Source organism: Pseudomonas indica NBRC 103045 (assembly GCF_002091635.1).
Lineage (GTDB): Bacteria > Pseudomonadota > Gammaproteobacteria > Pseudomonadales > Pseudomonadaceae > Pseudomonas_M > Pseudomonas_M indica.
Window position 1 is genome coordinate 167032 of sequence record NZ_BDAC01000012.1, and the last position, 22282, is coordinate 189313.

The 22282-nt window shown below is 65.1% G+C and carries 19 protein-coding genes and 2 pseudogenes; 8 read left to right on the forward strand and 13 right to left on the reverse strand.

Annotated elements, in window-relative coordinates:
* The first annotated feature begins 28 nt into the window (after positions 1-28).
* Positions 29-682 carry a lipopolysaccharide kinase InaA family protein gene (locus PIN01S_RS15715; RefSeq protein ID WP_084336732.1) on the forward strand — a complete coding sequence of 218 codons (654 nt, stop codon included), beginning with the start codon at positions 29-31 and terminating at the stop codon, positions 680-682.
* Positions 679-909, forward strand: coding sequence for a hypothetical protein (locus PIN01S_RS15720; RefSeq protein ID WP_084336688.1), 231 nt, complete (start codon positions 679-681; stop codon positions 907-909). The genes PIN01S_RS15715 and PIN01S_RS15720 overlap by 4 nt, the downstream gene beginning before the upstream one ends.
* Before the next feature lie 357 nt (positions 910-1266).
* Here the strand turns inward: PIN01S_RS15720 and PIN01S_RS15725 are convergent, their stop codons facing one another.
* The 8 genes and pseudogenes from PIN01S_RS15725 to PIN01S_RS15755 all read right to left on the reverse strand — a co-directional run bounded on the left by PIN01S_RS15725 (position 1267) and on the right by PIN01S_RS15755 (position 12717).
* On the reverse strand, positions 1267-4326 hold the full coding sequence (locus PIN01S_RS15725; RefSeq protein WP_084336690.1) for a multidrug efflux RND transporter permease subunit: 3060 nt from the start codon (positions 4324-4326) through the stop codon (positions 1267-1269).
* 28 nt (positions 4327-4354) lie between these two features.
* Entirely contained in the window at positions 4355-5509 is a 1155-nt protein-coding gene (locus PIN01S_RS15730) for an efflux RND transporter periplasmic adaptor subunit (protein ID WP_084336692.1), read from the reverse strand.
* 234 nt (positions 5510-5743) lie between these two features.
* A complete protein-coding gene (locus PIN01S_RS27610) occupies positions 5744-6511 on the reverse strand; it encodes a methyl-accepting chemotaxis protein (RefSeq protein WP_423814538.1) in 768 nt (255 codons plus the stop codon).
* A gap of 165 nt (positions 6512-6676) precedes the next feature.
* Positions 6677-7369: pseudogene (locus PIN01S_RS27615) on the reverse strand (methyl-accepting chemotaxis protein); the annotation flags it as partial.
* A 206-nt stretch (positions 7370-7575) separates the two neighbouring features.
* Positions 7576-8664, reverse strand: a pseudogene (locus tag PIN01S_RS15740) (DUF1513 domain-containing protein); the annotation flags it as partial.
* Positions 8665-8667: 3 nt separating this feature from the next.
* Entirely contained in the window at positions 8668-9741 is a 1074-nt protein-coding gene (locus tag PIN01S_RS15745; RefSeq protein WP_084336698.1) for an imelysin family protein, read from the reverse strand.
* 11 nt (positions 9742-9752) lie between these two features.
* A complete protein-coding gene (locus PIN01S_RS15750; RefSeq protein ID WP_090257246.1) occupies positions 9753-11168 on the reverse strand; it encodes a di-heme oxidoreductase family protein in 1416 nt (471 codons plus the stop codon).
* A 196-nt stretch (positions 11169-11364) separates the two neighbouring features.
* Positions 11365-12717, reverse strand: coding sequence for an imelysin family protein (locus tag PIN01S_RS15755; RefSeq protein WP_084336702.1), 1353 nt, complete (start codon positions 12715-12717; stop codon positions 11365-11367).
* 187 nt (positions 12718-12904) lie between these two features.
* On the opposite strand from PIN01S_RS15755, the gene PIN01S_RS15760 reads away from it, so the two are divergent.
* Positions 12905-13477, forward strand: a complete 573-nt coding sequence (locus PIN01S_RS15760) for a LemA family protein (RefSeq protein ID WP_084336704.1) — start codon at positions 12905-12907, stop codon at positions 13475-13477.
* A gap of 4 nt (positions 13478-13481) precedes the next feature.
* Complete coding sequence (locus PIN01S_RS15765) at positions 13482-14384, forward strand: GIDE domain-containing protein (RefSeq protein WP_084336706.1); 903 nt, start codon at positions 13482-13484, stop codon at positions 14382-14384.
* 34 nt (positions 14385-14418) lie between these two features.
* Here PIN01S_RS15765 and PIN01S_RS15770 read toward each other — a convergent pair whose 3' ends face one another.
* Together PIN01S_RS15770 and PIN01S_RS15775 are read right to left on the reverse strand one after the other, a co-directional pair.
* On the reverse strand, positions 14419-14682 hold the full coding sequence (locus PIN01S_RS15770) for a YebG family protein (RefSeq protein ID WP_084336708.1): 264 nt from the start codon (positions 14680-14682) through the stop codon (positions 14419-14421).
* Positions 14683-14850: 168 nt separating this feature from the next.
* A complete protein-coding gene (locus PIN01S_RS15775) occupies positions 14851-15099 on the reverse strand; it encodes a hypothetical protein (RefSeq protein WP_084336710.1) in 249 nt (82 codons plus the stop codon).
* A 450-nt stretch (positions 15100-15549) separates the two neighbouring features.
* On the opposite strand from PIN01S_RS15775, the gene PIN01S_RS26420 reads away from it, so the two are divergent.
* Both PIN01S_RS26420 and PIN01S_RS15785 read left to right on the forward strand, forming a co-directional pair.
* Complete coding sequence (locus tag PIN01S_RS26420; RefSeq protein WP_139198567.1) at positions 15550-15975, forward strand: hypothetical protein; 426 nt, start codon at positions 15550-15552, stop codon at positions 15973-15975.
* A gap of 112 nt (positions 15976-16087) precedes the next feature.
* A complete protein-coding gene (locus PIN01S_RS15785; protein WP_084336714.1) occupies positions 16088-16858 on the forward strand; it encodes a COG4705 family protein in 771 nt (256 codons plus the stop codon).
* Between the two features lie 68 nt (positions 16859-16926).
* Here PIN01S_RS15785 and PIN01S_RS15790 read toward each other — a convergent pair whose 3' ends face one another.
* Positions 16927-17592 carry a TIGR04211 family SH3 domain-containing protein gene (locus PIN01S_RS15790; protein ID WP_084336716.1) on the reverse strand — a complete coding sequence of 222 codons (666 nt, stop codon included), beginning with the start codon at positions 17590-17592 and terminating at the stop codon, positions 16927-16929.
* A 292-nt stretch (positions 17593-17884) separates the two neighbouring features.
* A complete protein-coding gene (locus PIN01S_RS15795; RefSeq protein ID WP_084336718.1) occupies positions 17885-18496 on the reverse strand; it encodes an NAD(P)H-dependent oxidoreductase in 612 nt (203 codons plus the stop codon).
* Between the two features lie 118 nt (positions 18497-18614).
* Between PIN01S_RS15795 and PIN01S_RS15800 the strand changes: the two genes are divergently transcribed.
* The gene (locus PIN01S_RS15800) at positions 18615-19229 is read left to right on the forward strand and encodes a TetR/AcrR family transcriptional regulator (RefSeq protein ID WP_169715839.1); all 615 of its coding nucleotides are present in this window, start codon (positions 18615-18617) and stop codon (positions 19227-19229) included.
* 12 nt (positions 19230-19241) lie between these two features.
* On the opposite strand, the gene PIN01S_RS15805 is transcribed toward PIN01S_RS15800, so the two are convergent.
* Positions 19242-21605 (reverse strand): DNA polymerase II, encoded by a 2364-nt coding sequence (locus tag PIN01S_RS15805; RefSeq protein WP_084336722.1) that lies wholly within the window; start codon positions 21603-21605, stop codon positions 19242-19244.
* A gap of 173 nt (positions 21606-21778) precedes the next feature.
* On the opposite strand from PIN01S_RS15805, the gene PIN01S_RS15810 reads away from it, so the two are divergent.
* Positions 21779-22273 (forward strand): hypothetical protein, encoded by a 495-nt coding sequence (locus PIN01S_RS15810; RefSeq protein ID WP_084336724.1) that lies wholly within the window; start codon positions 21779-21781, stop codon positions 22271-22273.
* Positions 22274-22282: the final 9 nt, after the last annotated feature.

The following is a 22282-nucleotide window of genomic DNA, read 5'->3' on the forward strand; positions in this document are numbered from 1 at the left end:
TGAAAACCAGTTTCAGCAGTGGTGGCAGATGCAGGGCGATTGGGTCGAGGCACCCAATGTCCGGCGCGGAGGGCAGAGCGGCGTGCAACGCGTGCGCATCGGCGACGGTCCCCTACTGTATGCCAAGCGCCAGGTCGGCCATATCTACCGCAGCCTGCATCATCCCTTCGGCCGCCCTACCGTTTTGCGGGAGCGCGATGCGCTGCTCAGCCTGCAGCAACTCGGGGTGCAGGTACCGGAAATCCATTACTGCGGCGTCGAGCGCGACAGCGAGGCGGGGTGGCGGGCGCTGCTGGTGACCGTCGATCTGAAGGATTATCAGGAAATCGACCGGTGGTACGCCGAGGGGGGACGGGAGCGCTATGGTGAGCAGGTTCACCGACGCCTGCTCGAGCAGATCGGCATCACCCTGGCCCGCATGCACCGGGGGCGCTGGCAGCATGGCTGCCTGTACGCCAAGCACGTGTTCGTGCGGGTGACCGGCGAGGGGGACGAGGCCCAGGTGGATGTGGCGCTACTGGATCTGGAGAAGAGCCGGCGCCGCCTGAGCAGTCGACAGGCCGCTCGTCACGATATGCGGCAATTGCGGCGCCATTCGTCATGGAATGAAGCGGACTGGCAACAACTGATCTACGGTTATGAAACAGCGTTTGGCAGCGCTATCAGAGAGTTGCGGTCATGAAGCTAGAAATTGCTCGAGGTTTGTTCCTTGTCGGTGCACTGGGCGTAGCCTCCCTGGCTGCGGCCGCCTGGCATCAGCCGGGTCCTTCGGTCTTGAGCGACAGCGATGGACGCAGTTATTGCCGTATCCCTGCCAATGCACGAACACATGCGGAACAGGTCAGGCCGGATCAGGATCTGCTCCTGTTCATGTTCAGCCTGGCCCAGGGGCTCAAGCCGCAAGGGTGAGCCCGCTTCGTTCCATCACACCGGCTCCGCTTTTCGTAGGAGCCAACTCTGCTGGCGAAGCTCTTGCGGGGCGCTCGCGCCTACAAGGCCAAGGCCTTCTCACTTCCCGTGTGGGAGCGAATTCATTCGCGAATGCCAGGCGCCCGTATCGCGGATGAATCCGCTCCCACAATTTTGTGCCACCCCTGATCCGTTTTTCGTAGGAGCCAGCTCTGCTGGCGAAGCTCTTGCGGGGCTTGTTTCGCGCGCAGTTGGGCGAATGAATTCGCCCCTACGGGATGATCGTGCGATGGTGTAGGGGCGAATTTATTCGCCCGAAGGGGCCCCTCTCTCCCGCAGGGAAGAGGGGCCTGTGGCTCAATGAGCCGGGCTGGGTTGGGCTGCCGGTTTGGTGTCCGGCGAGGCCAGCAGCGTATAGACGCAGGGCAGCACGAACAGGGTGAACAGCGTACCCACCGACATGCCGGTGGCGATCACCAGGCCGATGTCGAAGCGGCTCACCGCACCCGCGCCAGTCGCGAGGATCAACGGCACCATGCCGAACACCATGGCCGCAGTGGTCATCAACACCGGGCGCAAGCGGATCGAGGCGGCTTCCTCCACTGCTTCGCGGCGGGATAACCCCTTCTCATGGCGCAACTGGTTGGCGAACTCCACGATCAGGATGCCGTGCTTGCTGATCAGACCGATCAGCGTCACCAGGCCCACCTGGGTGTAGATGTTCATGCTGGAGAAGCCGAGGAACAGCGGCACCAGCGCACCACAGATCGACAGCGGCACGGTCACCAGGATCACCAGCGGATCGCGGAAGCTCTCGAACTGCGCCGCCAGCACCAGGAAGATGATCGCCAGCGCCAGACCGAAGGTGACGTAGAGCGCGCTGCCTTCCTGGACGAACTGCCGCGAAGCGCCGGCATAGTCGAAGCCGAAGCCCTGCGGTGCCTCTTCCTCGGCGATCTGGCGGATGGTGTCGATGGCTTCACCCATGCTTACCCCGGGCATGCCCTGGATGATTGCCGAGTTCAACTGCTGGAACTGGTTCAACTGGGTCGGCCGCGCGCGGTCGCTGACCTTGATCAGCGTCGATAGCGGCAGCAGTTCACCGGCACCGTTCTTCACGTAGTAGCTGTTCAGCCAGCCCGGATTGTCGCGGTAGGCGCGCTCGACCTGGGCGATGACCTTGTAGCTGCGGCCATCGATGGTGAAGCGGTTGATTTCGCCTTCGCCGAGCAGGGTCGACAGGGTAGTGCCCAGGTCTTCCATGGACACATCCATCTGCGCGGCTTTCTGCCGGTCGATCTCTACCACCACTTCCGGCTTGTCGAAGGCCAGGTCGACGTCCATGAAGTAGAACTTGCCGGTTTCCATGCCGCGTTGCTTGATCTTCTCCGCCACCTGCAGCAGCGACTGATAGTCGCCTGGGGTGTTGATCACGAACTGGAACGGCAGGCCTTCGCCGGTACCGGGTAACGACGGCAGGTTGAAGCCGAAGATCTGCAGGCCGGGAATCTGGTCGAGCTTGGCCTGCACCAGCGGCAGCAGTTCCATCTGGGTCCGCTCGCGCTCGTCCCAGGGTTTCAGCAGGAAGCCGCCGATACCCGACTGCACGCCGTTGAAGCCGTTGATCTGGAACGAGGAGTAGTACTCGGGGAACTCCTTGAAGATCTTCACGAACCGGTCGGTGTTGGCGTTCACGTAGTCCAGGTTGGTCGGCTGCGGCGAGGTGGACATCATGAACACGATGCCCTGGTCCTCATCCGGCGCCAGCTCGCTCTTGGTGAACATCGGGTTGAGCATGATCGGGATCAGCGCCAGCACGATCACGGCGAACACCACCACCACCGGACGGGTATCCAGGGTCGCGTGCAGCAGGTGCTGGTAGCGCACTTTCAGTCGCTCGAACAGATCGTCCAGCTTGTGCGCCAGGCCGGTCGGGTTCTCTTCGTGGCGCAGCAGCTTGGCGCACATCATCGGCGACAGAGTCAGGGCGACGATGCCGGAAATGATCACCGCGCCTGCGAGAGTGAAGGCGAACTCCTTGAACAGGGCCCCGGTGAGCCCTTCGAGGAAGCCGATGGGCGCGTACACCGCCGCCAGGGTGATGGTCATCGCCACCACTGGCGTGGCGATCTCGCGAGCACCTTCCAGCGCCGCTTCGAACGGCGTCTTGCCCTCTTCGATGTGGCGGTGGATGTTCTCCACCACGACGATGGCATCGTCCACCACCAGGCCGATCGCCAGCACCATGGCCAGCAGGGTCAGCAAGTTGATCGAGTAGCCCATCATCTGCATGAAGAACAGCACGCCGATCATCGACAGCGGGATGGTCACCACCGGGATCAGCACCGAGCGGAAGGCGCCGAGGAACAGGAACACCACCACGATCACGATCAGCACCGCTTCGCCGAGGGTCTTCACCACCTCGTCGATGGACGCCTGGATGAACTGGGTAGCGTCATAGGCGATGGACACCTTCAGGTTCGGCGGCAACTGGGCTTCGATCTCCGGCAGGATTTTGCGGACTTCCTTGATCACATCCAGCGGGTTGGCGCTGGGCGTGCCCTTGACGGCGATATAGACGGAGGGGATGCCGTCGAAGGAACTGATCGAGTCGTAGGTTTCCGCACCCATTTCCACCCGCGCCACATCGCCGATCAGCACGCGGCTGTCGCCTTCGGTTTTCAGCGGGATGGCGGCGAAGGCCTCGGGCGATTTCAGGTCGGTCTCGGCGTTGATGCTGGTGACCACGTACTGACCCTTCACCTCGCCGGCGGCGGAGAGGAAGTTGTACTTGCGCACCGCTTCGTTGACGTCGGCGGCGGTCACCCCGTAGGCGGCCAGGCGCACCGGGTCGAGCCAGAGACGCATGGCGAACACCTGGTTGCCGAGGATTTCCGCCTCGGCCATGCCGGGCAGGGTGGCCAGCTTGGGCTGGATGACCCGCGACAGGTAGTCGGTGATCTGCGGGTTGGACAGCTCGTCGCTGTAGAAGCTGATGTACATCAGCGCCGAGGCGTCCGCCGCTTCCTTGCTCAGCACCGGGTCTTCGGCGTCCTGCGGCAACTGGTTCTTGACCTCGTTGGCCTTGGCCAGCAGCTCGGTGAACAGCCGGTCGGTGTTGGCGCCGATGCGCGCGTAGATCGAGATGACCGAGGCGTTCTGCCGGCTGACCGAGGTCATGTAGTCGATGCCTTCGGCGCTGGCCAGGCTCTGCTGCAGCGGCTGGGTGATATAGCCCTGGATCGTCTCGGCGTTGGCGCCCGGGTAACTGGTGGTCACCGTGATGAGGGCGTTTTCCATCTGCGGGTACTGGCGGATGGTCAGCTTGCTGAACGCCTGGAAGCCCAGGAGCACGATCAGCAGGCTGACGACCGTGGCCAGCACCGGGCGACGGATGAACGGATCGGTAAAAGCCATGACGGTTTTCCTTATCGTCGGCGGCCGCTCACTGAGCGGCGCCGGTCTGGCTGTTCGGTTCGGCGGGGAGGGCCAGGCTGTCAACGATGGCCACATGGGCACCGCTGTCCAGCTTCAACTGGCCGTCGGTGACGACGCGTTCGCCGGCCTGCAGGCCCTTGAGGGTCACCACCCAGCCGTCGCGGCGCTGGCCGGTTTCGACGAAGCGACGCTCCACCACCAGGACGGGCTGACCCTTGTCGTCTTTCTGCACGTTGCCCTGCTCGTCCTTCTTCTCTGCGATCACGTAGACCGAATTGCCATAGAGGGTATAGGTGATCGCGGTTTCCGGGACGCGTACGCGCGAGGGTTCCTCGGGCAGCAGCACGTCGAGGTTGGCGAACATGCCCGGCAGCAGTTTTTCGTCCGGGTTGTCGAGGGTGGCGCGCACCTGCAGGTTGCGGGTGGTGGTTTCCACCTTCGGGTTGATCGCACTGATCTGGCCCTCGAAGACTTCGCCCGGATACGCCGCGACGCTGACCCGCACGCGTTGGCCGATGGCCAGTTGCGGAGCGTTCTGTTCCGGCAGGAAGAAGTCCACATAGAGCGTGCTGAGGTCTTGCAGGGTGGCGATGGTGGTGCCGGAGGCCAAATAGTCGCCGACATCCACCTGACGGATACCGATGGTGCCGGCGAAGGGCGCGAGGATGCGCTTCTTGGCCAGGGTGGCCTTCAACTGGGCGACGCTGGCGTTGGACTTCTCCAGCGTGGCGGCCAGGCGGTCGAACTCGCTCTTGGAGATCGCCTGACGGCCGACCAGATTGCGGCCGCGCTCGAATTCAACGCGGGCCAGGCCCAGTTCGGCTTCGGCAGTGGCGAGACTGGCCTTCTCCACGTCGCTATCCATTTGGATCAGCGGCTGGTTCAGGCTGACCTTCTCGCCGGAGCGGAACAGCACGTCGCGGACGGTGCCGGCGACTTCGACGGTCAGGTCGATGCCCTGGTAGGCCTTCAGCGTACCGATGGCCGGCAGGCGGGTCTGCCAGGGGCCTTCCTCGGCGGTCACGGCACCGACATTGATCGGCGGCTGCGGCGCGGAGAACTGCTGGATCTGCTGGAAGATGGAGAAGCCTTTGTAGGCAGCGAGGGCGAGAATCACGAGAACGACGACGCCCAACATGATGAGCATGCGGCGGAGCAACATATTCCGTTTCCTTGGCAAAACAGGGGAGGCCTGGGAATAGGCGAGCTGAGCACCTTAGTACCAGTTGACGGGTTAGTCAAAAGCCAGCAATTGCAAAAGATTGCGGTTTTCCAGGCGGGGCCGACTGTGCCACAGGGAAAGGAGCCGTACTGCCGCGTATTTCCCAGTTCGCGGAGATGCGTCAGGCGAGATGATCGGCCCCGTCCGTGCAGGCACGGGCGGGGCTGATAGCGATCAGGCGCTGAGGCGGCGGGTCAGGCTGCTGAGCTCGCCGGAGAGACTGTGCAGGTCCTGGCTGGCGGCCTCGGTGCGCTGCACGTTTTCCTGGTTGGTGGTGGCGATGGCGGTGATCTCGGTGAGGTTGCGCGAGATGTCCTCGGCCACCGAGGTCTGCTCTTCGGCAGCCGTCGCGATCTGCCGGTTCATGTCACGGATCGCCTCCACCGCGCCGGTGATGCGTTGCAGCATGAGACCGGCCTCTGTGACCTGTTCGACACCGGCCTCGCTGCGGTTCTGGCCGCTCTCGATGGCGCGTACGGCGTTCACCGCGCCGGTCTGCACGGTGTCGATGATCTGGTGGATCTCGGCGGTGGATTCGGCGGTGCGCTGGGCCAGGGTGCGCACCTCGTCGGCGACTACCGCGAAGCCGCGTCCGGCTTCTCCGGCGCGTGCCGCCTCGATGGCCGCGTTCAGCGCCAGCAGGTTGGTCTGGTCGGCGATGCCGCGGATCACTTCGAGCACCTTGCCGATCCGTCCGCTGTCGTTTTCCAGGCGGCGGATCACCTCGGCCGTGCTGGCGATTTCGCCACGGATGTCGGTGATGGTCTGGATGGTCGAACGCATCACCGTCTCGCCCTGGCGTGCCGAGTCGTCGGCGTCGTCCGCCGCGGCGGCGGCTTCGGCGGCGTGCCGCGCGACCTCCTGGGCGGTGGCGGACATCTCGTGCATCGCCGTGGCGACCTGATCGGTGCGCGAAAACTGCTCGCGGGTACCCTGGGCCATCAGCGTGGCGATGGCATTCAGCTCGCCGCTGGCGTTGTCCAGGTCGGCGGTGCTGCGCTTGAGGCGGGTGAAGGTATCGGCAAGGAAGTCGCGCAGAGTATTGGCGGCCGCGGCCAGCCGGCCCAGCTCGTCGCGGCGGTCGGTGGCGACGCGCTCGCCGAAGCGGCCCTGGCTGAGCTGGGCGATGTGGTCGATCAGCGCGCGGATCGGGGCGATCAGGTTGCGGTTGATCAGCCACAGGCTGAGCAGGCCGATCAGCAGGCTGGAGACCAGCATGACCAGGGTACCGAACAGGATGGTGCGGTCGGCGGAGGCGCTGATGTCATCGGCGCTGCGGGTGGCGCGGGTGCGGAGTTCGTCCACGAGTGCGCTCATCTGCTCGCTGGCGGCACGGTCGATGCCTTTCACGGCGGCATCGCCGGCACGCGGATCGGCATCGGCGCCGATGAAAGCGTCACGACCCTTGCGGTAGGCCGCGCCCAGAGTGCGGTGCTCCTCGCGCAGACGTTCGATGCGGCCCTTCAGGCCGGCGTCGAGGTCGGGCAGGTTGGCCAGATGGCCGAGCGTATCCTGGACGTTGCGCTCCTCGGCCTCGAACTGGCTCCAGTACTTATCCAGGTCGGCCGGTTGCCGGCCACGCAGCAGCACGTTCTTCCACTCCTGCACCTGCACCTTGAATTGCAGGTTGGCCTGGTCGACCAGGCGCGAGGCTTCCAACGGGCCTTCCAGCAGACCGCGATAGGACTGGATGCCGTTGGACAGGAAACTGAAGCAGGCGAGAGCGATCAGCAGGATCAGCGCCAGGCTGCCGCCCAGCAGGGTGAGAATCTGTGCACGCAAGGAGCGTTGCAAGGACATGGTCGAGCCTCGTATAGCCAAAAGAAGGACTGACGCCCAAGGCGTAATCGGGAATGGCACATCCTTGTCGCAGGCGGACGAGCCGCCGCACCGCAGCCGGGCAAGACCGGCGCGATGCTGAGTATAGGTCGGCGTCAGAGGTCGATTCTTGAGATGCGATTCACATTTTTTGTGTGGTGGAGATCGCTCTCGGCGGGGGGGCAGGCAAGGCGCAGATGGTTGTCCCACAACCCGGCCGGCAGCTCCAGCGGGCGGCCGACGATCTGCTTGCCGCGGCAGTCGTAGAGTCGGCAGCGGCCCACGCCGGCGGTGACTACGAAACCATCGGCCACCGCGCCGACGCCGGCGCAGTCCGGCAGCGGCGCGTCCAGGCGCAGCTCGGCGCTGTCCAGGTCCCAGACGAAGAAGCGGTTGCCGCGTGGCGCGGTCAACGCCAGCAGGCGCAGTTCGTCGTGGATTGCCAGGCTGGCGGTGTACTGGTTCATGGTCAGGCGCTGTGCTTCGCCGACCGGGAATGGCTGGAACGGCTGGCCGGGGCGCTTGATCGCCAGCAGCGGCGCGCTGTCCATCGGGTCGCCTTCGTACTGCTGGCCGGAGACGATGGTGCCGTCGGCAGCCACCGCCAAGTGACGCACGCTGTTCATCCGCTCGGGCAACTGCTCCTTGCTGATCAGGCTGCCGTCGCGGCGCATCAGCACCAGGCTCGGTTCCATGGCGTCGAGGTTCATCATGACCCGGCTGTCGGCCTCGGTGCGGATGCCACCGTTGGCCACCACCAAGGTTTCGCCATCGGGCATCCACAGCAGCTGGTGCGGGCCTATGCCATGGGTGGAATGCTCGGCGCTGCGCACCAGGCGCTCGCCGTCCAGCCGGTACACGCCGAGCACGCCTCGGCCGGGGTCGCGGGTGTCGTTCTCGGTGCTGTAGAACCACTCGCCATCCTTGTGGAACTGGCCATGGCCGTAGAAGTGGCGGTCCTGGGGCGAGGTCAGTACTTGCAGCAGGCGACCGTCGCGGGTGTCGACCAGATAGCTTTCGCGACTCGGCCGACGACCGACGAACACCGCCAGCGGCAGGTGCGGATGCGGCACCACGTCGTGGCAGCGCTCGGCGACCGGGGTGGCGAACGCCTGGCTGCCGTCCAGCCGATAGCCGACCGCATAGTGCTTGCCGTCGCTGTCGTCTCGGGCGGACAGCAGCAGTGGCTGGTGCCCGTGGCGGGCCAAGGTCCAGCCGCCGAAGGCGGAGGCGGCGAGCAGCGCACTGCCCAGTCCGAGGAAGACTCTGCGACGCATGCTTCAGTCTCCGTCGTGGGCGTTGAACCCGAGCTGGATGCCCAGCGCCTTGGCCAGCTCGCCCTCATGCAGGCGATGCAGGGTATTGAGGCTGTCGTAGACCTCACCCAATGCCTGGCGGCCCTGCTCGTCGGTGATCAGCTCGGTCAGCGGGCGCTGCGGGTCGGCGATGCGCTGGCGGGTGTCGGCGTAGGCGGCATCCAGGCGCTTCACCAGCTCGGCCTGATCGGCAGGGAGCAGGGCCTTCACGCCGTCATCGTTGGCACCGCGCCAGAGACGCTCGGCGCTCGCCAGGCTGGCGGCGATGCTGGCCAGCGAAGCCTGGCTGCGCCACGCCTCGGCCTGGTACGGCTGCGGGATGCCCTTGCTCTGCCGACCCAGCGGTGTGCCGAGCTTCTTCTTCAGCGCATCCAGGGCGGTCACCTGGGCGCGCAGCAGCTCGGCCATCGCTTCGCCGGAATCGGCATAGCGGTCGTTGGGGAATTTCTTCAACTGTGCGGCCATGCCGGCATCGCCCTGCCACTGGGCGAGCGTCTGGTCGGCGAGGGCCTGCTGATGCTGGCCAATGGCGACGATCAGCGGGCAGTAACGGCTCTTCTGGGCGGCATCGCCGAGATCGATGGCGTTGTCGAACAGCACGTACTCGTAGGCGGTCAAGCCCTGGACCACCACGCTGGCCTTGTCCAGGTCGGCGACGCTCAGTTCCGGCTTGCTCTTGAGCAGCGCTTCCACCTGACGCGCCACCAGGTTTTTCTTGTCCGGCCAGAACTGCACCTGCCAGGTGCGGTTGCCTTCCGCCAGCGGCCCGACCAGCAGCGGCTGCAGCCCGGCCCAGGCGCTTTGCGCGGCGAGGAAGGCCTGGCGCGCGGCCGGCAGGTCCTGGCTGCCATCGCAGAAGGCCTTGCCGCTGGCGGCGAGCTGATGGTCGGCTTCGGTCCAGGCGGCGTAGGCCGGCAGCAGCACGCTGTCGGCCAGCACGGCGCTGACGCTGCGCTGCTCGTCCTTCGGCGAGCAGGCGCTCAGCGCGAGGCCGGTGAGGGTGGCGACGGCAATGCTGATCAGGCGGGGGCGGAACATGGTTCGGCTCCTTAGAGTGAATTCAGGAAGGCCAGCAGCGCGGCACGCTGCGCGGCGTCGTAAGTCAGGACATGCCGTTTGGCGGCTTCGGCCTCGCCGCCGTGCCAGAGGATTGCCTCCAGCAAATTGCGGGCGCGGCCGTCGTGCAGGAACAGGGTATGACCGTTGACCGTTTCCGTCAGGCCGATGCCCCACAGCGGCGGCGTGCGCCATTCGCTGCCGCTGGCCTGGAATTCGGGCCGGCCGTCCGCCAGACCTTCGCCCATGTCGTGCAGCAGCAGGTCGGTATACGGGCGGATGGTCTGGCTGGCCAGCTCCGGCTCGGCGGCGTCGGCAGCCGTCTCGAAGCGCGGGGTGTGGCAGCTCTGGCAGCCGGCCTGGTGGAACAGGCCCTTGCCGGCCAGCACTTGCGGATCGTCGACCCGGCGGCGTGCCGGCACGCCGAGGTTGCGCGAATAGAACAGCACGTTGGCGAGGATATTGTCGCTGACCTCCGGGGAGCCGCCGTTCGGTGCGGCGCGGCAGTCGGTCTGCGTCTCGGTGCAATCGTCGGCGGTGAGCAGCGCGGTGGTCAGGCCCATGTCGCCGGCGAAGGCGTGGGCGTTCTGCTGGTTCAGGCTCGGTTGCCCGGCCTTCCAGCCGAAACGGCCGAGCACGGTGCGCTGCGTGACGTCGTCCCAGACCCGGTTGGGGCGCCCGGAGATGCCGTCGCCGTCGCTGTCGCCGGGATCGGCGTTGGCCAGGATCGCCGCCTCGGGAATGGCTTCCAGCAGGCCGAGGCCGATCATCGGCGGGGCGACGCGGGCGGAGAGCATCGTCTGCGGGTGCATTGGCCCGTAGCCGAGCTGGCTGATTGCGAGGGTGGGCTTGCGCAGCTCGACTTCGCTGCCGTCGTCGAAGCGCACGGTCTCGGTTTCGTACTCGAAACGCACCTTGCCTTCCGGGGCGACGCCGGGGACGGCCATATCCTGCAGTTGGCCGCCATAGACCGGCTCGGGCACCACGCCCTGGCGCTCGATCAGGTGCGCCTGTTCCGCGGAGGCGGGAATCGACAGGCGTACCAGCATGGACACCGCCTGGATCGCATCCGGCCCCGGCGGGTGGCCGCGGCCGTCCTTGATATGGCAGTTCTGGCAGGCATTGGTGTTGAACAGCGGCCCCAGCCCGTCGCGGGCCGTGGTAGTGGCCGGCGCCATCACCCAGGGATTACGGAAGAAGCTGTTGCCGACGCTGAAATCCAGCCGGCGCGACGGCGAGAGATTCGCCGAGGGCAGGGAGAAGGCGTTGCTGTCCTGCTTATGCACCGTGGCGCTGCCGGCGGAGAGGGCTTCGCCGGGCTCGGCCGCATCGAAACGGGGCCGGTCTTCACAAGCGGCGAGGCTCAGGGCCAGCAGCAAGGGAGACACGCGAAGCAAGGCAGACATCATGACATCCAGGGTGCGTAAAGGCGGCGGGCAATCTTAGCAGGCCGGGCGAGCGGGAATAAGAGAGATTTGCGTTCGTTACACGTTGGCGCGAACTTTCCGCTAGCCACCGAACACCCCAAAAAAAAAGGCCCGGCGTTTGGCCGGGCCTCAGGGAGCAACGGGCATGCGGCAATGTGCCACATGCTGGAAGCACGAATCAGAATTCGTGATCGGCGTTGTCCGGGTTCAGGTCGCTGATGCCCAGCTTGGCCGCGGCCTGCTCGATGGCACCGGTCTGCTTGACCAGGGCGGCGATAGCATCGCGTACCAGCGTCTGGCCTTCGGTGTTGTCGGCGGCGATCAGTTGGTCGAAGTGCACGTTGTTCTTCTCGGCGCTGTCCACCAGGGCCTGCAGCTTGGCTTCGGTGGCCTCCAGGTCGGCCTTCAGGGTGCTATCGGTCTGGGCATCGACCTTTGCCACCAGCTCGGACAGGCTCGGGCCGGTCAGGGTGGTGCCGTCGACACGCTTGTACTCGCCCAGGTAGACGTTGCGGATGCCCTTGCCGTTATAGAAGTGCGAGTGGTGGGTGTTGTCGCTGAAGCAGTCGTGCTCGTCTTCGGTGGAGTTGGCTTCCAGGGCGACCTTCATGCGCTCGCCGGCCAGCTCGCCGAGGGACAGGCTGCCCATGCCGAACAGCATCTTGCGCAGGCCGTTCTCGGCGGCTTCGCCTTCCAGGGTGGCGCGGTAGTTGTCGGCCACGTTCGGCTGCCACTGGGCGACCATGTCTTCCAGGTCTTTCACCAGCAGGTCGGTAGCGGCTTTCAGATAGGCGCGACGACGTTCGCAATGACCGCCTGTGCAGCCTTCGCCGGTGACGTAGTCGGTAGCCGGACGATTGCCGGCGCCGGGGTTGGTGCCGTTCAGGTCCTGGCCCCAGAGAAGGAATTCGATGGCGTGGTAGCCGGTGGCGACGTTGGCTTCGGAGCCGCCCAGTTCGTTCAGGCTGGCCAGCTTCTCGCCGGTGATCTCGGTGACGTCGATCTTGTCTTCGCCGACCTGGATCTCGGTGTTGGCGATGATGTTGGCGGTGGCGCCAGGGTTGCCCAGGGCGTGCTGGTAGTCACCAGCCACGTAGTCGATCAGGCCTTCGTCCAGCGGCCAGGCGTTCAGTTGGCCCTCCCAGTCGTCCACCACCGGGTTGCCGAAGCGGAAGACTTCGCTCTGCATGTACGGCACGCGGGCAGCCAGCCAGGCTTCGCGGGCGGCCTTCAGGGTTTCGTCGCTGGGGTTGGCCAGCAGGGCATCGACCGCCTGCTGCAGCGCCTTGCCGGTGGAGAGGGCATCGCTGAACACGGCCAGGGCGATGTCGGCGTAGTGCTTCACCACGGCCTTGGCTGCGGCTTCGTCGACCTTGCCGGCCGCAGGGGCCGGGGCTGCACTGCTCTGGCTGGCGGCAGGCGCCGGAGCGGAGGCTTGCGGCGCGGCGGCTTTTTCCTTGTCGTCGCCGCAACCGGCGAGGGAAATGGCGATAGCCAACAGGCTGGCGGTGGCCAGGGGCATACGAATCATGGGCGAAGTCCTTGCGTCTGAGAGTGGCAATGCGCAGGTGCGCGCGTAAAACCGTAACATAATGCGAAAGATTTGCATTTTTGGAAAGGCCATGCAAAGCGGCAAAGCCAGGCAGGACGTGCGAAAGGTCTCCATTTGCCACCCCCGGTGCCGCTAGAATGCCATCGTCCACACAGGGAGAGTCCCCATGAGCCTCGTCAGCGTCGCCATCCTCGTCGTACTGTTTCTCGCCGCCGCCTACGCGGTCATCCTCTATAACGCGCTGGTACGGCTGAAGCACGGCGTGAGCAAGGCCTGGGCGAACATCGACGTGCTGCTCAAGCAGCGCCACGAAGAACTGCCCAAGCTGGTAGAAACCTGCAAGCAGTACATGCAGTACGAACAGACCACCCTGGAAAAGGTGATCTCCGCCCGCAATGCCGTGGCCAGCGCCCGCGAGAAGGGTGACGTCGGCGCCCTGGGCAAGGCCGAAACCGGCCTGCGAGCCGGCCTCGGCCAGCTCTTCGCCCTGGCCGAGAACTACCCGCAACTGAAGGCCAACGACAGCTTCCAGCACCTGCAGCAGCGCATCACCGGCCTGGAGAACGGCATTGCCGACCGCCGCGAGCTGTACAACGAAGCGGTCAACCTGAATAACGTGCGTATCGAGCAGTTCCCCGACGTGATCATCGCCAACCTGTTCGGCTTCAAGGCGGCGGTATTGCTCCAGTTCAGCGAGGCCGAAAAGGCCGACGTGAACATCAAAGCCCTGTTCGGCTGAGCCCATGGACGTTCCAGGGCTGGCCGTCAGCCTGTCGTTCAGTCTCGGCGCCTGCGTCGGCGGCGGCTGGTGGTGCCTGCGTCGCCTGCGCGAGGCGCGCTACCTGCTGGATACGCCGACCTCGAAAATCCGCTCCGCCGCGCAAGGCTACGTCGAGCTGTACGGCATCCTTCACGGGCTGCCGGACGCCGTGATTACCGGCCCGCTGACCGGCAAGCCGTGCGTCTGGTGGCGTTTCCGTATCGAGGAGCTTCAGTCCGACGGCAAGAAAAGCCGCTGGCGCGTGGTCGAGAGCGGTACCAGCGAGGCCTGGCTGCGGCTCTCCGATAACACCGGCGAATGCCTGATCAACCCGCGTGGCGCGGAAGTCCGCCCCGCCACCCGCCAGAGCTGGCAGGGCTCGATGCGCCACCCGCTGCGCATCGAACCCAGTGGCGGATTCTTCGGCTTCCTCACCGGAGGCAAGCAGTACCGCTACATCGAAGAACGCCTGCATGCCGGCGAGCCGCTTTACGCCATCGGTGAATTCCGCAGCCTGGGAGGCGGCCGCCAGGGCCTGGATGCCAGCGCGGCACAGATGGCGGTGATTCGCGAATGGAAAGGCGATTTCGCCGGCCTGTTGCAGCGTTTCGATGCCGACAACAACGGCCAGCTCGACGAGCAGGAATGGAACCGCGTGCGCCTGGCCGCCCAGCTCGAGGCGGAAGACCGCCATCGCAAAGCCAGCACCCAGCCGACGCAAAACCACATGGTCTGCCCGGAGGAGTCCCAGCCCTTCATCCTGTCCAGCCATGGGGAGGACGAAATCGCCCGCCGCTTCCGCTGGCAGGCTGCCGGCGGCGCCATCCTCTGTCTGGTGGGCGCCCTGGCTACCGTTTACCTGCTACAGGTGGTGGGGTTGGTTTAGCGAGTGGGTGAGGAGAGGGCGGTGCCGCCCCTTCTCATTCGTCTGCCGAGGAGGCATTCAGATCGGCCAGCGCATCCGGGCTGCTCTTGAAGGCCTTGGCGAACACCTCGCGGTTCTTCGCCATGAAAATCCCGATCTCCTCGACCTGCTGTTCGCTCAACGACGGCACTGCCTTCTGCAGCACCTCTGCCAGGGACTCCGCCAGTTCCAGCATCTTGTCATGACGATCGGCTTCGGCTTTATCCATGAACAAACGCTCCGGGTCTCGGCTGCTGCGGTACACCACTTCAACGGCCATTCACCACCTCACATGCCTTTGGGGTTCTGAAAATACTGTTTATCCGTACAGTATAGTTGTGTCGTTAGCCGGAGCACAACCCGGCCGACCCGGTGGATGCTGGCCGACACGACAGCGCCGTGGCAACCACCGGGCCGCCACGGCGCCTGCGTACATCGCAAAAGCCAGTTAGCGCCGTTGCGCGAACGCCGCCTCGTACAACCCCGCCGCATCGCTCAACAATAGATGGAAAGCCGCAAAGACCCGGCTGTCATCCAACTGCTGATCGCCACAGAACAACACCAGCGCCAACTGCCGCGCCGCGTCCAGCCGCTCCTGGGCCGACTCGTACAACTCCAGTGCGCTTTGGCTGGCATCGACGTACAGCACCGGCTTGCCGGCAGGGGTGAAAGAGGGAAGGGGACGGTAGTCAGGCATGGCACACCTCCGGGTGGAGGCTGACCAAAAGCAACGCATGCGGGAGGCCCGCGAGGATAAAAGGAGGGTAGTCCATTGTCCTTATTTCCTTTCTGGGGTTAAGGAGCCGCCTACCCACCGTTTCTGACGCGGTATGGAGGCGGACCGTGCGAGTGTCAGAAACCGGCCAGAAAGGACGCCGGCCGGGCCGAAGCCCGCCCCGCACGGTCCGCCATAAAGCGCGATAGTTTGGCATACGAAGTGCCAACTATTCAGCATTGGAGGAATGCGTCTTTCTGTTCGGGTTCTGACGCCCGGCCACGGGATTGACCGTGACGGGGCGGACTGTAGCGAGTTGCGAAAGGCGGCCGAGGTGCGATGGTTCGCGTTTTGGCGATCTATTAGTGTTGGAATTGAGCGAATAGCTGCAACGCGCTCATATCGAATATCTGCCATAGGAGACTGAAAGCCGTGGATACGACGGTACGACTGGACGAATTGTTGGATGCGTATGAATGGGTCAGCGCCAGTGATGCAGTGGTGTTAGGCTGCGCGGCTTATATCGACAGGACGACGGGCAAGATTCATTGGGTTGGCGAAGGCATCGATGAGGAAGCCCCGGAAGACGTCGATGATGAAAGCCGGTATATCGCCGTACCGCGAAAGAGAGAGCTCGACCTCGGTAGCCCCCTCGTTCTGCGTTTTGTCAAAGAGCACCTCCCGGACAGCATCGATGCCGTTTACGGCTTCTTCCGCAAGCGAGGCGCGTACGGGCAATTCAAAGCGTTGCTCGATCGTGTCGATCAGCTCGATGCCTGGCATGCGTATGAACAGCGCGCCACTGAAGACGCATTGCGCGATTGGTGCGAAGAAAACGGTCTCACCCTTGCCCCATAGTCGACCGGGCGGGGTCTTGACACTTTTTTGAGGCCGTTTTGACGAGTCTGTGACGCCCCGCTCCCTAGAGTGCCTCCATGCCCGAATTCCGCGGGTACCAGCGAGGCTATCCATGAGCAAGCTCCCTCAGATCACCCTGGCATTCTGGGTGATGAAGATTTGTGCCACGACCCTGGGCGAGACGGCAGGCGACCTTCTGTCGATGACGCTCGATATCGGCTATGCGCTCAGTTCGTTGCTGCTGATCGGCCTGTTTCTGGTGTCTCTTTTTGGACAGTTGCGGACGCGTCGCTATCAGCCGGCGCTTTACTGGACCGTGATCCTCATGACCAGTACGGCCGGCACCACCCTCTCGGATTTCATGGACCGCACCCTCGGATTGGGGTACGCCAGCGGTGCGGCCTTGCTCGTCACCCTGCTGCTCCTGGTTCTGGCGAGTTGGTGGCTGAGTGAAAAGTCGCTCGCGGTGGATAACATTTCGACCCGTCGGGGCGAGCTGTTCTATTGGGGCGCCATCCTGGTTTCCAACACCCTGGGAACGGCATTGGGCGATTACCTGGCCGACGACTCGGGGCTCGGCTTCGCCGGCGGCGCCTTGCTCATCGGTAGCCTGCTGGCGGTGGTCGCGTTGGCCTACTTTTATACGCGGGTTTCCCGGGTGGCGTTGTTCTGGATGGCTTTCGTTCTGACCCGACCGTTTGGCGCGACGATGGGCGATGTCCTGACCAAGAGCGCGGACAAGGGTGGGCTCGATCTGGGGACCATCGGTTCTTCGACTGTCCTGGCCGCTGTTCTGGTCGCGATGGTCTGCTTCACGCTGTGGTCGCAACGGCAAGCCCAACGGCTGGCGCCGGCGGCCCTGTACGACGACTCACGCGTGTGAGCCCTGCCCCTGCAGTCCATGACCTGCACGGCATGGATTGCAGGGCTTGAGCAGCACAGGAAGTCCGGTCAGAACCACTGATCGTTACGCTTGCGCCGTACCCGCAGCAGGGTCGGCAGGATCAGCCCGGCGAACAGCCCGGCGCCGGCGATGCTGCCGCCGTAGACCATGTAGCGCATCAGCACCTGCTGGTTCTCGTCGCCAACCTGGGCTTGCAGTTCGCGCAATTCGGAGCGTGCCCGGCTCAGCTCGAGGTTCAGGGTCGAGCGGGCGGTCTGTAGCTCGTCGATCAGTTTCTTGCGCGAGTCCAGCGTCTCCTGCATGCCTTTCACACGGGTTTTCCAAGTGTCGTCGATGCCTGCCAGTTCCGCTGTCAGCTCGGCGACCTTCTGCTCCAGTTGCGGCAGGCGTTCGGCCTGGCCGGGCACTTCCTGCAGGTCGCGGCTGGGTATCCACACAGCGTTGCCGTTCTCGTTACGCACCTGGCTGTAATCCCCCTGGGTGCTCAGCAGTTCGACCTTTTGCCCGGAGGTGAGGGTACCGACGATGCGGTAACCATCGGTCGGGCCGCTACGTACGTAGGTGTTCAGGCTGTCGCTCACCCAGCGCACGTTGCTGGCGGCTTCCTCGGCGTGTAGCGGGGCGGCGACCAGCAGGCCACCCAGCAGGCAGGTGCCGAGGGCACGGGGCATGGACGGGAAAATACGGGCGGGGAGATGGCGGGATAGGGACATGGCGAACTTCACATGGCGATAGAACGAAACCCGCGGAACGGGCGCGAAAACCAGCCTGGCGAATTGTTCTAGGAGCCGGGGGGAAGCCGTGACGCAGGTGTCTGGTGGCGAATGGCTATGCAATCCCGCCCGGTGGGCTGGCAGCAGACAGACAGCCGGTGGCCGGGTGAAGTTCAGCCCGGAGGTCAGAAGCGGATAGGCGGTGCGCGTCTCGGAGTGAGCCTGGCGCAGTGAAGCCAGGGTGGAAAACGCTTCACGATTCTCCACCCTTCCGTTGGTAACTGAGCCGTTGTCAGGGCAACACCACTTCGCGCTGACGGACTGCCGCGAAGAGATCCCGTCCCATGGCAAATGCGCGGTCCAAGTGAATGCGCGGGTCCTGGGTTTCCGAGTCGAGCAAAAGTTCGGAGGTCGCCACGTGGGCGCCGCAGTAGTCGAAGATGCCGTGGTCGATCTGGGTTTTCATCGCGTGGAAGTAGCCGTGCCGTTCATAGGTGCCCGCGTCGGCGCCACCCACGCCGATAAGGTGGACGCGCAGGTGGCGGAGCTTTTTCTCCAGCTTGGCGTCGAGGCTGAAGTCAAAGGCCCAGCCGTTGGAGAACACCCGGTCGATCCAGCCCTTGAGCAGCCCCGGCATCGACCACCAGTAGACGGGATAGACCAGTACCAGGGCATCGGAGCGGTCGATGCGGGCCTGTTCGGCGGCCACGTCGACGGGGGGCGGTGCTTGGCGGCGGTGTACAGCATGGTCGGCCAGGGTGAAGCGTGGGTCGAAGCCTTCCGCCGCGAGGTCGGCGATTTCGGCGCCGTGGCCGGAGAGGGCGATGCCTTCGGCAAGCCGTTTCGCGAGGCTGTGGGTGAGCGATTGGGGATCGTGATGCGCGACGACGATGAGGGCGTGCATGGCGGACTCCTGCGGTTTACGAAAGCAAGGCGAGGGTTAATACTGCGGCTGTAAGTTACGACTGGTAACTTACGATTGGTAAGTTACTTTTGGTAGGTTAAAAGTGTCAAGCAGTGAGATCGAAGAGCAGGAGTCCCTTTCGCAGCCGCGTCGTCGCCTTTCCCGGGAGGAGCGGCAGCGGCAGTTGCTGGATGTCGCATGGCAATTGATCCGGGAGGAGGGCACGGAGGCGTTGACCCTGGGCCGGCTTGCCGAGAGGGCCGGCGTGACCAAACCGGTGGTCTACGACCACTTCGGCACGCGGGCCGGGCTGTTGGCGGTGCTTTACCAGGCATTCGACGTCCGCCAGACGGCGCAGATGGACGCCGCGCTGGAAGCGAGCGAACCGACCCTGGCGGCCAGGGCGGAGGTGATTGCTTCCTCCTATGTGGATTGCGTGTTGCTCCAGGGGCGGGAGATTCCCGGCGTGATCGCGGCGCTCGCCAGTTCGCCGGAGCTGGAGCGGATCAAGCGCGAGTACGAGGTGGTATTCCTCGACAAATGCCGTAAGGCCTTGGCCCCCTTCGCTGCCCTGGGTGACGTGAGCCAGGCGGGATTGCGGGCGATGCTGGGGGCTGCCGAGGCGTTGTCTCATGCCGCCGCGGTCGGCGAGATCACGCCGGGGCAGGCGAAGGACGAGCTGTACGAGACCATCGTCGCGATGGTCGAGAGAAGTGGGCGCGAACGCCGCTGAACAAGGGCGCCTTCAGAACAATCCCATCTGCCCATCGATCAACCGTTCGAAGTCATCCCCCACGAACGGCAGGATGGCGTCCGCCACGGGCTGCAGCTGACGGCTAACGTAGTGGTCGTAGTCGATGGGCGCGCGGCGGGTTTCCAGGGGTTCCGGGCCGGCGACGGTGATCAGGTAGCTGATCCAGCCGCCGCTCTGGTATTGCCGGGGGCGGCCGAGGCGGTCGTTGTGCTCGTCGGCGAGGCGCGCGGCGCGAACGTGGGGCGGGACGTTGCGCTGGTAGTCGTCGAGGCGGCGGCGCAGGCGCTTGCGATAGACGAGCAGGTCGTCCAGATCGCCGGCCAGGGTGCGGCGCACGTAGTCGCGCACATAGTCCCGGTAGGGCTGGCCGTTGAAGATGCGCAGGTAGAGCTCCTGCTGGAAGCGCTGGGCCAGCGGCGACCAGTCGGTGCGCACGGTTTCCAGGCCCTTGAACACGATCTCCTCGCTGCCGTCCGGGCGCTGGACAAGGCCGGCGTAGCGCTTCTTGCTGCCTTCCTCGGCGCCGCGCACGGTGGGCATGAGGAAGCGGCGGTAATGGGTTTCGAATTGCAGTTCGAGGGCGCTTTCCAGGCCGAATTCCTGTTGCAGATGCTCGCGCCACCACTGGTTGACGTGCTGCACCAGGGCGCGGCCGATGCGGGCGGCATCCGCCTCGGCGTGAGCGCTGCGCAGCCAGACGAAGGTGGAGTCGGTATCGCCGTAGATCACGCTGTAGCCCTGGGCTTCGATCAGCTCGCGGGTGCGGCGCATGATCTCGTGGCCGCGCAGGGTGATGGACGAGGCGAGGCGCGGATCGAAGAAGCGACAACCGCTGGAGCCGAGCACGCCGTAGAAGGCGTTCATGATGATTTTCAGCGCCTGGGACAGCGGTTTGTTGTGCTCGCGCTTGGCTGCTTCACGACCTTCCCAGACTCGGGCGACGATGGCCGGCAGGCAGTGCCGCGTGCGGGAGAAGCGCGCGCCGCGAAAGCCCGGCACCGAGGCGCTGTCGTCGGGGGTGCGCAGGCCCTCCACCAGGCCCACCGGGTCGATGAGGAAGGTGCGGATGATCGAGGGGTAGAGGCTCTTGTAGTCCAGCACCAGCACCGAGTCGTAGAGGCCGGGGCGGGAGTCCATCACGAAGCCGCCGGGGCTGGCTTCCGGCATGCGTTCGCCGAGGTTCGGCGCGACGAAGCCCTGGCGGTGCATGAGTGGTATGTACAGGTGGCAGAAGGCGGCTACCGAGCCGCCGCTGCGGTCGGCGGGCAGGCCGGTGACGGTGGCACGTTCCAGCAAAAAGCGCAGCAGCTCGGTGTGCTCGAAGATCCGCGTGACCAGCTCGCAGTCCTTGAGGTTGTAACGCGCCAGGGCGGGTTTGTCCTCGGCGAACATGCGGTCGATCTCGTCCATCCGCTGATAGGGGTTGTCGATGGACTTGCCCTCGCCGAGCAGGGTCTGGGCGACGTTTTCCAGGCTGAACGAGGGGAAGCTCCAGGTGGCCGAACGCAGGGCTTCGATGCCGTCGATGATCAGCCGGCCGGCGGCGTCGGCGAAGAAGTGATTGCTGCGGGTGCCGTGCTCGCGCCAGCCCATCTCGTCGCCGCCGCGACCGAGGCGCAGGGGCACCTGCAGGCGCTTGGCGTGCTCGTGCAGCACGCGCAGGTCGAACTGCACCAAGTTCCAGCCGATGAGCGCGTCCGGGTCGTGGCGGGACAGCCAGCTGTTGAGCCGTTCCAGCAGATCGGCGCGGTTGTCGCAGTATTCCAGGTCGAAGTCGCGGGGCGTGTCGGTGCCGTTGGGCGGGCCGAGCATGTAGACCTGGCGCTGGCCGCAGCCTTCCAGGGCGATGGAGTAGAGGTCGCCGCGCATGTTGGTCTCGATGTCGAGGGAGACCAGTTTCAGTCTGGGGCGGTAGTCCGGCGCGGGCTTGAGCTGGGCGTCGAACAGGGCGCCGTTGGCGTCCGGTGTGCCGCCGAACCCTACCGGCGCGGTGATGAAGCGCTCCATCAGGTAGCGCTCCGGCGGCCGGATGTCGGCTTCGTAGACATCCACACCAGCCTGGCGAAGCTGCTTGTCCAGCTTCATCAGTTGCCGGTGCTGGCGGCAGTAGAGGCCGAGCACGGGGCGGTGGCGGAAATCGCTGAGTGCCAGGGGGCGTAGCTCGACGTCACGTTCGCCGCGCAGCAACGCCTCGGCGCGCTCGCGCTGGGCGGCCGGGATGAAGGCCACCGAGGGCTGGTGGGGCAGGCGCACATAGCGCGGGCCGTCGTCGGTCGCCAACCAGAAAGCGACCTCGGTACCGGCGGGCGTATCGCGCCAGTGCCGCGTCAGGACGAACCCTTGCTGTAGCTCCACCGTGTGACCTCGTGAATTGATTCACAGTGATTCTACCGGCTTCGGGTGGGTTGGCTGGCGTCTTGTCGGGGATGCGGGCGGATAAATCCGCCCCAACGAAAAGCTGGCGATTCGCCGGTGGGCCCGCTCCCGTGCTAGAACGGGAGCCGCGAAGGACTCATGGGAGGGATGCAATGGAACAAGACAAGGATGCGGTGCTGGAGCGGATTCGGGCGTTCTTCGCGTCGATCGGGTTGCCGTGCGAGCCGGCGACGCTGGAAGAGCCGACCTTCCTGCCGGGCATCAGGGTGGAGTGCGGGGGATTGCTGTTCGATGCCGAGCGCCTCGCATTCCCCGGCGACCTGCTGCACGAGGCGGGGCATCTGGCGGTGGTGCCGGCCGAGGAGCGGCGGACGCTGAGCGGTAATATCGACCGTGGCGGCGCGGAGGAGATGGCGGCCATCGCCTGGTCCTGGGCCGCGCTGGTGCATCTGCGGTTGGCGCCGGAGGTGGTGTTTCACCCCGACGGATATCGTGGCGAGGCGGCGGCGATCATCGAGAATTTCAGTGCCGGGCGTTTCGTCGGGGTGCCCTGGCTGCAATGGCGGGGGATGAGTCTGGAGCCGGAGCAGGCGGCACGCCAGGGCGAAGAGCCGTTCCCGGCGATGCGGCGGTGGTTGTGCGATTGATGGTCCAAC

Excerpts from the sequence above, each read along its gene's own strand:
- PIN01S_RS27610 (WP_423814538.1), bottom strand. The coding sequence starts at position 6,511 with ATGGCCCAGGGTACCCGCGAGCAGTTTTCGCGCACCGATCAGGTCGCC.
- PIN01S_RS15715 (WP_084336732.1), top strand. The coding sequence starts at position 29 with ATGCAGGGCGATTGGGTCGAGGCACCCAATGTCCGGCGCGGAGGGCAG.
- PIN01S_RS15720 (WP_084336688.1), top strand. The coding sequence starts at position 679 with ATGAAGCTAGAAATTGCTCGAGGTTTGTTCCTTGTCGGTGCACTGGGC.
- PIN01S_RS15810 (WP_084336724.1), top strand. The coding sequence starts at position 21,779 with ATGGAACAAGACAAGGATGCGGTGCTGGAGCGGATTCGGGCGTTCTTC.
- PIN01S_RS15760 (WP_084336704.1), top strand. The coding sequence starts at position 12,905 with ATGAGCCTCGTCAGCGTCGCCATCCTCGTCGTACTGTTTCTCGCCGCC.
- PIN01S_RS15785 (WP_084336714.1), top strand. The coding sequence starts at position 16,088 with ATGAGCAAGCTCCCTCAGATCACCCTGGCATTCTGGGTGATGAAGATT.
- PIN01S_RS15750 (WP_090257246.1), bottom strand. The coding sequence starts at position 11,168 with ATGATGTCTGCCTTGCTTCGCGTGTCTCCCTTGCTGCTGGCCCTGAGC.
- PIN01S_RS15765 (WP_084336706.1), top strand. The coding sequence starts at position 13,482 with ATGGACGTTCCAGGGCTGGCCGTCAGCCTGTCGTTCAGTCTCGGCGCC.
- PIN01S_RS15730 (WP_084336692.1), bottom strand. The coding sequence starts at position 5,509 with ATGTTGCTCCGCCGCATGCTCATCATGTTGGGCGTCGTCGTTCTCGTG.
- PIN01S_RS15725 (WP_084336690.1), bottom strand. The coding sequence starts at position 4,326 with ATGGCTTTTACCGATCCGTTCATCCGTCGCCCGGTGCTGGCCACGGTC.
- PIN01S_RS15795 (WP_084336718.1), bottom strand. The coding sequence starts at position 18,496 with ATGCACGCCCTCATCGTCGTCGCGCATCACGATCCCCAATCGCTCACC.
- PIN01S_RS15770 (WP_084336708.1), bottom strand. The coding sequence starts at position 14,682 with ATGGCCGTTGAAGTGGTGTACCGCAGCAGCCGAGACCCGGAGCGTTTG.
- PIN01S_RS15755 (WP_084336702.1), bottom strand. The coding sequence starts at position 12,717 with ATGATTCGTATGCCCCTGGCCACCGCCAGCCTGTTGGCTATCGCCATT.
- PIN01S_RS15790 (WP_084336716.1), bottom strand. The coding sequence starts at position 17,592 with ATGTCCCTATCCCGCCATCTCCCCGCCCGTATTTTCCCGTCCATGCCC.
- PIN01S_RS15775 (WP_084336710.1), bottom strand. The coding sequence starts at position 15,099 with ATGCCTGACTACCGTCCCCTTCCCTCTTTCACCCCTGCCGGCAAGCCG.
- PIN01S_RS15745 (WP_084336698.1), bottom strand. The coding sequence starts at position 9,741 with ATGTTCCGCCCCCGCCTGATCAGCATTGCCGTCGCCACCCTCACCGGC.